The sequence below is a fragment of the Kineosporia succinea genome, from assembly GCF_030811555.1.
In the GTDB taxonomy this organism is placed as follows: domain Bacteria; phylum Actinomycetota; class Actinomycetes; order Actinomycetales; family Kineosporiaceae; genus Kineosporia; species Kineosporia succinea.
Window position 1 is genome coordinate 2,401,245 of the sequence record NZ_JAUSQZ010000001.1, and the last position, 12,591, is coordinate 2,413,835.

At 68.1% G+C, this 12,591-nt stretch carries 7 protein-coding genes; all 7 read right to left on the reverse strand.

The genetic code is table 11. From position 1 onward, the window contains the following. Window positions 1-87 precede the first annotated feature (87 nt). The 7 genes from J2S57_RS10620 to dnaN all read right to left on the reverse strand — a co-directional run bounded on the left by J2S57_RS10620 (window position 88) and on the right by dnaN (window position 10,748). On the reverse strand, window positions 88-1,155 hold the full coding sequence (locus J2S57_RS10620) for a DUF3566 domain-containing protein (protein WP_307241085.1): 1,068 nt from the start codon (window positions 1,153-1,155) through the stop codon (window positions 88-90). 276 nt (window positions 1,156-1,431) lie between these two features. Continuing rightward, entirely contained in the window at window positions 1,432-4,053 is a 2,622-nt protein-coding gene (gene gyrA / locus J2S57_RS10625) for a DNA gyrase subunit A (protein WP_307241088.1), read from the reverse strand. A 98-nt stretch (window positions 4,054-4,151) separates the two neighbouring features. Beyond that, window positions 4,152-6,167 carry a DNA topoisomerase (ATP-hydrolyzing) subunit B gene (gene gyrB / locus J2S57_RS10630; RefSeq protein ID WP_370882457.1) on the reverse strand — a complete coding sequence of 672 codons (2,016 nt, stop codon included), beginning with the start codon at window positions 6,165-6,167 and terminating at the stop codon, window positions 4,152-4,154. 345 nt (window positions 6,168-6,512) lie between these two features. Then, the gene (locus tag J2S57_RS10635; protein ID WP_307241090.1) at window positions 6,513-7,013 is read right to left on the reverse strand and encodes a DciA family protein; all 501 of its coding nucleotides are present in this window, start codon (window positions 7,011-7,013) and stop codon (window positions 6,513-6,515) included. 274 nt (window positions 7,014-7,287) lie between these two features. Next, window positions 7,288-8,460 carry a DNA replication/repair protein RecF gene (gene recF, locus J2S57_RS10640; RefSeq protein ID WP_307241092.1) on the reverse strand — a complete coding sequence of 391 codons (1,173 nt, stop codon included), beginning with the start codon at window positions 8,458-8,460 and terminating at the stop codon, window positions 7,288-7,290. Between the two features lie 226 nt (window positions 8,461-8,686). Further along, a complete protein-coding gene (gnd, locus tag J2S57_RS10645; protein WP_307241094.1) occupies window positions 8,687-9,598 on the reverse strand; it encodes a phosphogluconate dehydrogenase (NAD(+)-dependent, decarboxylating) in 912 nt (303 codons plus the stop codon). Between the two features lie 19 nt (window positions 9,599-9,617). Next, window positions 9,618-10,748 (reverse strand): DNA polymerase III subunit beta, encoded by a 1,131-nt coding sequence (gene dnaN, locus J2S57_RS10650; RefSeq protein ID WP_370882618.1) that lies wholly within the window; start codon window positions 10,746-10,748, stop codon window positions 9,618-9,620. Window positions 10,749-12,591: the final 1,843 nt, after the last annotated feature.

The window sequence follows — 12,591 nt, forward strand, 5'->3', positions numbered from 1 at the left end:
GAACCGCGAGTCCTTCGCCGTGGCGACGACCGCTCGTAGAGATTACCGTACGGGGCCCGGTCTTCCCAAACCGGGCCCCGGTCGGTATCAGTCGTCGGACAGCGTGACGCGCACGCCACCGACAAGACCGGAGCTGAGGTTGTACAGCAGCACCGACACGGTGGAGAGCGCGGTCAGGATGAACGCGTTCACCGCGCCGAGCACGATGCTGATCGACAGCACCTTGCCGAAGCCGATGTAGTCGTACAGGTCGAACTTCTCGCTGGACTGGTCGAGACCCAGCGTGTTGAGCAGCTCGTTGAGCGAGTCGAACACGCCCATCGCGCTCAGCACCATCCACAGCACCGACACGGCGATCACCAGGGCGATCGCGGCGGCGACGGACAGCAGGAACGACACCTTCAGCGCCGACCAGACGTCGATGCTCGCGACCGTCAGACGGGCGACGCGGGGCGCCTCACCGTCGGCGGCGGCAGGGGCCACGTCGGACGAGCTGCCCTCGTTCCAGTTCTCCGTGCCGCCCGGGCGGGGCTGCGTCATCGGACGCTGGCCGGAGGAGGAGGGACGCGGGGTGTTGCCCACCGGGCGAGCGGCGGACGGGGCGGACGCACCGGCCGACGGGCGCAGGCCCGGCTGACCGGCCTGCCCCGAGGCCGAACCCGGGTTGTTCGACGCCGGACGGGCCGGGGCGCTCGAGCGGGCTGCGCCGCCGCTGGCCACGGCACGAGCGGCAGCCGACTCGGCGGGGGAGGAGCTGCCCGACTTGCCGGGCGGCGGGGCCACCGGGCGGGTCGCGTCACCCGAGGTCGACGGGCGGCTGCCCGGCTGCCCCGACGACGGCCCACCGGCCGGACGCTTCGCACCGGGAGCGGGCGCGGCGCTGGGACGACCCTGCGCGCTGCTCGTCCCCGGCCGCGACGGCGTGCTGCCGGGCTGGTTGTTCTGCGGCCGCGCCGGCGCCGAGCCGGACTGGCCGGGGCGGGAGGGGGTGCCGCTCACCGCGCGGGGAGCAGCGTTGGACGAACCGGACGAGGCACCACCGTTGTTCGCCGGACGCGCGGGACCGCCACCTGCGGCGGGCCGTCCCTTCGCCGGACCTCCGGAGGACGAGGGCTTGCCCCCGCCGGAGACGCTTGGCGATGCATCGGTCGTCATCGGAGATGCTCCCCCACCCGGTTTCGGTGCTGACGTGCTCGCCGGTCGGTCTTCCTTCTCCGGACTCACGTCTCACCTCCACGCTCAGCAGCCGGCGGTACACGCCGTCAGAAATTCGGTCAGATGAATGATCGGCTATGCCGAACGTGGGCACGAACCACACCCGTTTCGGCCGATCCTAGCGCTCCACACCCGGTGTCCCGACCCTACGGCATGTCACTCCGGCCGTCTCGTGAGTCATCTGTTACCCACGTGACGGCCGGACGTGGCAACCGATCAGTTCTCCGAAACGTCGCCGTCACCCTCAGCAGCGACGGTTTCGTCGTCGTCGCTGGCGGTTTCGGCCGATTCCACCTGCTCGACGGCAACGGAGTCGTCAACGGCGACCGGAGTGTCGCCGTCTTCCTCGTCGTCTTCGAGCTCGGCGGTCTCGGTGTTCTTGGCCACCGCGATGATGCGGTCGTTCTTGTCGGGCTTGGCGAACACCACACCCATCGTGTCGCGGCCCTTGGCCGGCACACCGGAGACCGAGGAGCGCACGACCTTGCCGCGCTCCATCACGATCAGTGCCTCGTCGGTCTCGCTGACGATCATCGCGCCGACCAGGTCACCGCGCTCCTCGGTCAGCTTGGCCACCTTGATGCCCAGGCCGCCGCGGCCCTGCACCCGGTACTGGTCCACCGGAGTGCGCTTGGCGTAACCGTTTTCGGTGACGATGAAGACGAACTCGTCAGCCCCGTCCTTCACCACGTCCATCGACAGCAACTGGTCGCCGTCGCGGAACTTCATACCGGTGACGCCGGAGGTGGCGCGGCCCATCGGCCGCAGGGCGGTGTCGTCGGCCGTGAACCGCACCGACATGCCCTTGCGCGACACCAGCAGCAGGTCGTCGCTCTGGCCGACCAGGCGGGTGGAGACCAGCTCGTCGCCCTCGCGCAGGTTGACCGCGATCACGCCGCCGGCCCGGTTCGAGTCGTACTCGGCCAGGCGCGTCTTCTTCACCAGGCCGTCGCGCGTGGCGACGATCAGGAAGTCCGCGTCCTCGTAGGTGCGCAGGTACATGACCTGGGCGATCTGCTCACCGGGCTGGAACGCCAGCAGGTTGGCCACGTGCTGGCCCTTGGCGTCTCGCGACCCCTCCGGCAACTCGTACGCCTTCGCCCGGTAGACGCGTCCCAAGTTGGTGAAGAACAGCAGCCAGTTGTGCGTGGACGTGACGAAGAAGTGCTCCACCACGTCGTCACCACGCAGCGTGGCGCCCTTCGAGCCCTTACCGCCACGACGCTGCGCGCGGTACTGGTCGGAACGGGTGCGCTTGGCGTAACCACCACGGGTGATGGTGACGACGACCTCTTCCTCGGGGATGAGGTCTTCGACGTTCATGTCGCCCTCGAAGGGCAGGATCTGCGTGCGCCGCACGTCGCCGTACTTGTCGACGATCTCCTGGAGCTCCTCGGAGATGATCTGACGCTGACGCTCCGGCGAGGCGAGGATGGCCTCGAGCTCGGCGATCTGCAGCTCGAGCTTGGCCAGTTCTTCCAGGATCTTCTGACGTTCCAGGGCGGCGAGCCGGCGCAGCTGCATCGCCAGGATCGCGTCGGCCTGGACCTCGTCGATGTCGAGCAGCGCGATCAGGCCGCCCCGCGCGTCCTCGACCGTCGCCGACGCCCGGATCAGCGCGATGACCTCGTCGAGCGCGTCGAGCGCCTTCACGTAACCGCGGTAGATGTGTGCCTGACGCTCGGCGTCGGCCAGCAGGTACCGGGTGCGCCGCACGATGACCTCGACCTGGTGGTCGAGCCAGTGCCGCACGAACTTGTCGAGGCTGAGCGTGCGCGGCACACCGTCGACCAGGGCCAGCATGTTCGCGCCGAAGTTGTCCTGCAGCTGCGTGTGCTTGTACAGGTTGTTCAGCACGACCTTGGCCACCGCGTCGCGCTTGAGCACGATCACGATGCGCAGGCCGGTCTTGCCCGACGTGTCGTCGCGCATGTCGGCGATGCCCTGGATGCGGCCGCTGTCGACCAGCTCCGCGATCTTCACCTTGAGGTTGTCCCAGTTGACCATGTAGGGCAGCTCGGTGATGACCAGGCAGGTGCGGTTCTGGATCTCCTCGACCGTCACGATGGCGCGCATCGTGATCGAGCCGCGGCCGGTGCGGTAGGCGTCTTCGATGCCCCGCGTGCCCATGATCAAGCCGTGGGTGGGGAAGTCGGGGCCCTTGATCTTCAGCAGCAGCTGACCCAGGAGCTCTTCGTCGGTGGCGTCCGGGTTCGCGAGCAGCCACTGCACACCGTCGGCCACCTCGCGCAGGTTGTGCGGCGGGATGTTGGTGGCCATACCGACCGCGATCCCGGCGGAGCCGTTGACCAGCAGGTTCGGGAACCGCGCGGGCAGGATGTCGGGTTCCTGCGTCTTGCCGTCGTAGTTCGGGGAGAAATCGACGGTGTCCTTGTCGATGTCCCGGACCATCTCCATGGCCAGCGGGGCCATGCGGCACTCGGTGTAACGCATCGCGGCCGCGGGGTCGTTACCCGGCGAACCGAAGTTGCCCTGGCCGTCGACCAGCGGATAGCGCAGCGACCACGGCTGGGCCAGGCGCACCAGGGTGTCGTAGATCGCCGAGTCACCGTGCGGGTGGTACTGGCCCATCACGTCACCGACGACGCGGGCGCACTTGTTGTAGCTCCGCTCAGGCCGGAAACCACCGTCGTACATCGCGTAGAGCACGCGCCGGTGAACGGGTTTCAGGCCGTCACGCACGTCGGGCAGGGCACGCCCGACGATGACGCTCATGGCGTAGTCGAGGTACGAGCGCTGCATCTCCAGCTGCAGGTCGATCGGCTCGACCCGGCCGGGTTCGGGCAGTTGCGGGACGGTGGGCGGCTGCTCGGTCACATCGATCCTTTGTTTTCATCAGCGCCCTTGTGCAGCGCCATTTTTCGATTGAGGACGACGTGGGCACCTTCGGGGCCCACGTCGTCTTTCGTTCGAACTCAGATGTCGAGGAAACGGACGTCTTTGGCGTTCCGCTGGATGAACGAGCGCCGGGACTCGACGTCTTCACCCATCAGGATCGCGAACATCTCGTCGGCGGCCGCCGCGTCTTCCATCGTGACCTGCAGCAGGACACGCTGGTTGATGTCCATCGTGGTCTCGGAGAGCTCGTTGGCGTTCATCTCGCCCAGACCCTTGTAGCGCTGCACGCCATCGTCTTTCGGCAGCTTCTTGCCGGCCTGCTGGCCGGCCAGGATCACCGCGTCCCGCTCGCGGTCGGAGTAGGCGTAACCGGGATCGGCGCCCTTGCCCGACCACTTGATCTTGTACAGCGGGGGCTGGGCCAGGTACACGTGACCGTGCTCGACCAGCGGGCGCATGAAGCGGAACAGCAGCGTGAGCAGCAGCGTGCGGATGTGCTGGCCGTCGACGTCGGCGTCGGCCATCAGCACGATCTTGTGATAGCGCAGCTTCGACAGGTCGAAGTCCTCGCTCACCCCGGTGCCGAACGCACTGATCAGCGCCTGCACCTCCTGGTTGGCGAGAACCTTGTCGATGCGGGCCTTCTCGACGTTCAGGATCTTGCCGCGGATCGGCAGGATGGCCTGGGTGCGCGGGTCGCGACCGCTCTTGGCCGAGCCACCGGCGGAGTCACCCTCGACGATGAAGATCTCGCACTCTTCGGGGTTGGTGCTCTGGCAGTCGGACAGCTTGCCGGGCAGACCGCCACCGCCGAGCAGGCCCTTGCGACGCGTGGCCTCCCGGGCCTTACGGGCGGCGAGCCGCGCCGCGGACGCCTGGATGGACTTCCGGATGACGTCACGGGCGTCGTTGGGGTGCGAGTCGAGCCAGTCGGTCAGCTCGTTGCGCACCACCCGCTGCACGAAGGTCTTCGCCTCGGTGTTGCCCAGCTTGGTCTTGGTCTGGCCCTCGAACTGCGGCTCGGTCAGCTTCACCGAGATGACGGCCGTCAGCCCCTCGCGGATGTCCTCACCGGCGAGGTTCGGGTCCTTCTCCTTGATCAGGCCCTTGGCCCGCGCGTACTCGTTGATGAGGTTGGTCATCGCGGCGCGGAAACCCTCTTCGTGGGTACCACCCTCGTGCGTGTTGATCGCGTTGGCGTACGTGTGCACGCTCTCCGAGTACGCGGTCGTCCACTGCATGGCCAGCTCGAGCGCCATGCCCTTGCTGGTGTCCTCCGCTTCGAGGTAGATCACCTCGGGGTTGATGTTCTCGTTCTTCTTCGACGAGTTCAGGTGCTTGACGTAGTCGATCAGGCCGTCGTCGTACTTGTACGTGGCGCTGAACTGCTTGCCGTCCTCGTCGACGTGCTCGGGACGCTCGTCGGTCAGCTTCAGCTGCAGGCCCTTGTTGAGGAAGGCCATCTGCTGGAAGCGGGTGCGCAGCGTCTCGTAGTCGAAGTCGGTCGTCTCGAAGATCTCGGCGCTCGGCCAGAACGTGACCGTGGTGCCGGTGTCTTCCTCGGGGATGTCCTCGCCCTTGGCCAGCGGGGCCTTCGGCACGCCGATCTCGTAGGACTGGCGGTAGACCGCACTGTCGCGGTGCACCTCGACGTCGAGGTTGCGCGAGAGCGCGTTGACGACGGAGACACCCACACCGTGCAGACCACCGGAGACGGAGTAACCGCCACCGCCGAACTTGCCGCCCGCGTGCAGAACGGTGAGCACGACCTCGACGGCCGGCTTGCCCTCGGAGGCGACGATGTCGACCGGGATACCGCGGCCGTTGTCGATGACCCGGACACCACCGTCGGCCAGGATCGTGACGTCGATGGTGTCGCAGTAGCCCGCCATCGCCTCGTCGACCGCGTTGTCCACGACCTCGTAGACCAGGTGATGCAGACCGCGCTCACCGGTGGAGCCGATGTACATGCCGGGGCGCTTGCGCACCGCCTCCAGACCTTCCAGCACCGTGATGGCGCTGGCGTCGTAGGCGACGCCGTCGCCGTCGACAACCGGGGTCTCGGGAACGGTCGGTATCGTCTGTTCGGCCACGAGTGGGGGGACTCCTGAAGCTTCAAGGGCCGGTGACTGTCGCCAGCGCGGCCGACGGTACGGGCCCGAGGGTGACCCGCTGAGTGCGGTTCCCCCGGCGCCGCCGAACTAGCCCATCATATCCGGTCCACCCCGAGATTCGCTCATCAGCGGGGCCAAACCAGGCATGTATCTACTTCCCTAAGGGCTCGGAGCACATCTCTGGGGCCACAGCCCGCCCCTTCGTGACTCCCGATACGTCTCAGGCAGGCTTGTACGGCCTCAGCGCCACTCAGGCGCGTTGCACTGCGACGCTGCGCGACTCCGTCGCGATGACCGATATGCACGATCCGTGACGTTTCATGATCACCCGTAGGTGTCGCCGGGGCCTTTCGAGCCGGGCGCGACCCGCGGGCCGTGCTTCCACGACGGGGCGGAGGGGCCACGCACCACGATTCGGGTGACCGTGCCCTCGCCCACCTCGCGGGCGAGCAGGCCGAGGAGGTTCGCAGAGAGCAGGCGCACCTGGGTGGCCCAGGCCGAGGAGTCGGCGCCCACCGTGAGCACGCCCTCGACGAAACTGATGGGCTGGCAGTGGCCGGCGATGTCCGCCCCGACGATCTGGTCCCAGCGGCCGAGCACCCCACCGACGGCCACCGTCTCGGTCCAGCCGCGCTCAGCGATCAGGCGCGCCATCACCGAGTTCACCCCCTGTGGATCACGCGCGTCCGGGTGCGCACCGGAGCGAGTATTGGCTCCGGCCCGGCGTTCACGGGCGAGCGCGGCCGCCCCGATCCGGCCCGGGACACCGGGTTTTTCCCCACGGGCCTGCGCCGCCGCACGAGCTCGGCCCAGCGCTGCGCGCACCGCGTCGGCTCCATTGTCCACAGCCCCCTGTGGATTGTTTTTGGCGCTTTGACCTGCGACAACGCCTGCGGAACCGGGGGGCGGGAGGGGTACTCCGCGACTGTGTTCCACACCTGAACGAGGCTCGGTATCCACACGGTTATCCACAATGGGGACGGCGTGTCGCGCCCCTTCTTCCCCAGAAGACTCGGCGTTTCCCACAAGGTGTGGGGAAGTTGTGGATAAAGGCTGTTCTTTGTTCGTGGCCGAGTCGTTGCCGAAGCCTCTTGCGCTCCTACTGGACACGTGTCACCGACCCCTTCACCACGTCCACGCGTCCACCCGACAGCGCCTTCGGGACGTCGTCGGCCACCGCCGCCGTGACCAGAACCTGCTCGGCACCCGCGACCATCTCGGCCAGGCGCTCGCGTCGGCCGGCGTCGAGCTCGGCGAACACGTCGTCGAGAATCAGCACCGGCTCGGCCGACTCGTCACCGTCACCGCGCAGCAGGTCGTAGGAACTCAGGCGCAGGGCGAGCGCGAACGACCACGACTCCCCGTGGCTCGCGTACCCCTTGGCGGGCAGACCCCCGAGGCTGAGCAGCAGGTCGTCGCGGTGCGGGCCGACCAGGCTGGTGCCGCGCTCGATCTCGGCGGTGCGCTGCTCCTCCATCGCCTTGAGCATCCGGTCACGCAGCACGTCCCGACCGGGCACCTCGATCTGCACAGGGGTGTCGGTGGGCGGGCCGCCGATGTCCTCGCCCAGCGAGCTGCGGTAGGTGAGAGTGGCGTTGCCCTGGCCCTGGCTGACCGACTCATAGGCGGCTGCGACCAGCGGAGTCAGGGCCCGTACCAGGTAGAGACGGCCGAAGAGCAGCTCGGCGCCGGCCGTGGCGAGGTGGGTGTTCCAGACCTCGAGCGTGTGCAGGTCGGTCTTCTCGTTGCGGAAGCGCCGGTTGCGGGCAGCGGTCTTCAGCAGGGCGTTGCGCTGCTTGAGCACCTTCTCGTAGTCCGAGCGCACCCCGGCGAACCGCGGTGCGCGCAGCACCAGCAGGTCGTCCATGAAGCGGCGCCGGCCGTCCGGGTCGCCCTTCACGATGGCCAGGTCCTCGGGGGCGAAGAGCACGGTGCGCAGCAGGCCGAGCGCTTCCCGGGCCCGGGTCACGGGTGAGCGGTTGATGCGCGCGCGGTTGCTGCCGCCGGGCACGATCTCCAGCTCCACCAGTGCTTTTCGCTCGTCGCGCTGGATCGCGGTGCGCACCACCGCCCGTTGCGCGCCCGCCCGCACGAGCGGCGCGTCCGAACTGACACGGTGGCTGGAGTGCGACGCCACGTACCCGATCGCCTCGACCAGATTGGTCTTGCCCTGCCCGTTCGGCCCGACCAGCGCGGTCACGCCCGGCTCCAGCGGGAGCTCGGCGGTCTCGTAGGAACGGAAGTCGGCCAGCGAGACGTGGGTGACGTGCATCGGGGCGGATCGGTCTCCAGGCTCGGTGTTCTCTTTGTGGCCGACCGCCCATGGTCGTCCCGATGGGCCGTCCGAGTCCAGCCGATCTTGCTCCCGACCACGTGCTCAGGCCGGCAGGAAAACTCCGGTGCCCACGTCGTCCTTCATCGGCAGCCCGTGAACGGACGAACCGCCGGTCACCCTGGTCGGGTAGCCGGCGGTTCGTTCGATCAGGCTGGTGTTCGCGTTACTTGACCGCGCCGGCGCCCGAGGTCGGGCCGGCGGAGGTGACCGCGTGGCCACCGAACTGGTTGCGCAGGGCGGCGACGGCCTTCATGGCCGGCGAGTCGTCCTGGCGGCTGGTGAACCGGGCGTAGAGCGCCGCCGTCATGACCGGGGCGGGCACGGCGTTGGCGATGCACTCCTCGATCGTCCAGCGACCCTCACCGGAGTCGTTGACGTAACCGGTGATCTGCGAGAAGCCCGGGTCTTCCTCGAGGCCCTTGACCAGGAGGTCGAGCAGCCAGGAGCGGACGACGGTGCCCCGGGTCCAGGCCTTGAAGCTGCCCGTGACGTCCTTGACGATGTCCTTGGCGGCGAGGAGCTCGTAGCCCTCGGCGTAGGCCTGCATCAGGCCGTACTCGATGCCGTTGTGCACCATCTTGGCGTAGTGACCGGCGCCGATCTCACCGACGTGGACGAAGCCCTCCTCGCGGGGGCCCTCCGGGCGCAGGGCGTCGAAGACCGGCAGGGCGCGCTCGACGTTCTTCGCGTCACCGCCGACCATCAGGCCGTAGCCGTTCTTCAGGCCCCAGACACCACCGGAGACGCCACAGTCGACGTATTCGATGCCCTTGGCGGACAGAACCTTGGCGTGCTCGAAGTCGTCGCTGAAGCGCGAGTTGCCGCCCTCGATGACCAGGTCACCCTCGGAGAGCAGGTTGCCCAGCTCCTCGACGGTGCCACGGGTGATGTCGCCCGAGGGCACCATGACCCAGACGATGCGCGGCGCAGGCAGGGCCTCGACGAGCTCGGCGACCGAAGCGACGTCGCTGACGGCAGGGTCGCGGTCGTAACCGGTCACCTTGATGCCGGCCTCGGACAGGCGCTTGTACATGTTGCCGCCCATGCGGCCGAGGCCGATCATTCCGATGTGCACGGGGTGTTTCCCTTCGGGCTCAGCCCGCGATTCGCACCGGCATCAACAGGTACCGATAGCTGGTGTCGTCCGACCCTTCCGGGTCGGTCTGCGGTGTGAGCACCGCGGGCTTGGTGGGCTGTGTGAATGACAGGCGGACCAGGGGCGAGTTCAGCGCCCCGAGGCCGTCGAGCAGGAACTGCGGGTTGAAGGCGATGGAGAGATCGTCACCAACAAGGGTCGACTCAACTGCCTCCGATGCTTGAGCATCTTCTCCTTGCCCCGCTTCCAGCGTGAGGAGGCCCTCCGTGAAGGTGAGTCGGACCGGAGTGTTCCGCTCCGCCACCAACGCGACGCGTTTCACCGCATCCGTCAGAGCCTGCGTGCCCACCAGCGCATATGTCGCCACCGAGTCGGGGAACAACGCGCGAACCTTCGGGTAGTCGCCTTCCACCAGCAGTGAGGTGGTGCGGCGGCCACCGGCTTCGAAACCGATCATCTCGGTCGCTCCGCCGGTCGTGAGAGCCAGGGTGACGTCAGCGCTGCTGCCGAGGGCCTTCGCGACGTCGGAAAGGGTGCGTGCCCGGACCAGGGCGACGCTGCTCTGAGACGGGTCGCCAGGATGCCAGGGCAGGGTGCGCATCGCGAGCCGGTACCGGTCCGTGGCGAGCAGGGTGATCTGGTCACCCTCGATCTCGCACCGGATGCCGGTGAGGATCGGGAGCGTCTCGTCCCGGCTGGCTGCGATGCTGACCTGCCCCACCGCCTGGGTGAAGATGTCGCCCGCGACCGTACCTGATGCGTCCGGCATGACCGGAAGGGTGGGGTACTCCTCGACCGGCATGGTCAGCAGAGTGAAGCGGCCGGAGCCGCACGTGACCGAGACCTTGGAGCCGTCGGTGGTGACGTCGACCGGCTTCGACGGCAGCGACCGGGAGATGTCGGCCAGCAGCTTGCCGGAGACCAGCGCGGTGCCGGCGTCCAGCACGTCGGCGGGCACCTCGACGCGGGCCGAGACCTCGTAGTCGAAGCTCGAGAGCCGCAGCACGCCGACCGCGTCCGCCTCGAGCAGGAGACCGGCGAGGACCGGGACCGGAGGCCGGCTGGGCAGCGCACGGGCCGCCCAGGCAACTGCGTCCGCCAGCGCGTCGCGCTCAACCCGGAATTTCACGGGTAACCCCTCCACAACCGGCCGATGAATCGATGGACGACGCACACGCGCGAGCCCGGCGGAAGACGCCGGGCTGGGCGATGTGTAGTTCGTGCCCGCCGACACTACGCGAGTCGGCGAGGCGGAGGGAACTCGATCGGCGGGTCGTGCGGGGGTAGTGCGGGGTGGTGTGGGGGCGGTGCGGGTTGGTGCGCGGCGTCTGAGGGGGGCTGCGGGCGTTGCGTGGGTGGGTGGTGACCTTCCCGGGCAGCTCGGGGCCGTGAGGGCGCCAGTGCGTGGGTGAGGGCTTCCTGGGGGCATCTGGGTCGGGCGGCGGCGGGGGTTCACTGCTTGCGGACGACGTGCACACGCGGTCTCGCCGGTCCGCCTACGTCGGCGGTCGGGTTGTGGGCGGCTGCACTTCGGGTTCAACGCCGCGCCTTCAATGCGAGCTCCTGCCGGCATCCGGACGTCGAGGGTGGCAGTTTCGGCCATCAGCCGTTCCAGGGGCTTGGGGCCACGGCCGGGGTTTCTGCGAGCTGGGTCTCCGCGGGCTGGGATCTCCGCGGGCTTCTGTCTCCGCAGGGCGCTGCAGCGAGAAGACGAGGCTCGAACCTCCGTTCCAGCGTGGGCCTCACGAGCACCCGCTGCGACCCGGCCCCGGGCGACCGGGTCTCCGGTGGCACCCGTTCGATTCGCCCTCGCTGTGCCACCCCGCCACCGCCCCACCTCCGGGCCACCGGCCCGCCTGCTCGCCACCGGCCCGCCTGCTCGCCACCGGCCCGCCTGCTCGCCACCGGCCCGCCTCCTCGCCACCGGCCCGCCTCCTCGCCACCGGCCCGCCTCCTCGCCACCGGTCCCTCCTCGCCACCCCTGTGCCACCCCGCTACCCCGCCACCCCGCTACCCCGCCACCTCGCACTTCTTCGTCCCGCCACAGGCTCCTGTCGGTTCTCGCGCCGGGCTCCCTACCCGCCGAGCTCCCGAGCACAGGGCCCTGGCCACCGAGCTCCCCACCTGCAGCGCCCCCACCCGCCGAGCTCCCCACCGCCGAGCCCGCTACTCGCAGCGCCACCATCCCCAGAGTTCTTCACCGCCGGAAGAAGGCAATGAGCCCCCGACCCCTCAGGCCGAAGCAGCCGCCTGCCGATGGGCTCTTGCAGGATCAAGAAAAAGTTCGAACACTTGTTCGTCGAACACCTGTTCGAGTGCTCCAACTTTCCCCAGCCCACAGGCCGGCCCGGCCCCGCTCGTTCGTCCAAGCCAAATGTTGGCGGATCAACAATTTTCCTCGAGAGAACAGTTTGGGGTTTGTAGTAGGGGTTGTGGATTCTGTGGGTAACTCGCGTTTTTGCAGGTGGCGGGCCTAAGAGCCTGTCAATGGAAAGTGGATGAATTTGGGAAATCGGTGGGCGACCGGTGGACAGACGGGGGACCACCAACAGGGTTGTCCAAAGTTTTCCACCGATGACCCCCAGATATCCACAGTCCATCCCCAGAAAACAGGCCTTCATCCACGGAAATATTCACGGCGCATGAATTGGGGTTATCCACGGGGTTGCAAACAGGTTGTCCACGCCCTGTCAACAACCGCTTCGCGAGCCGAGCGTCGCTCCGATCTCTAGGCGTTTTGGCCGGTCGGAGGCTTGGGACCAAAAGCGCAGGCCTGTGAGAAACGACTGTGGACAACCTGCCGCCGAGCAGTCCTTCCACAAAGTTGTCCCCAGTTGTGGGGAGAGCCCCAAAGTTTGTCCACCGCTGGGGATAACGCTGTGAGCCTGTGGATAACAGCCAACTCGAGACCAGCAAACGGCTTTCGCTGACACAGTCGCGTGTCACCCCCTCTGTTGGCCTACTTATCCACA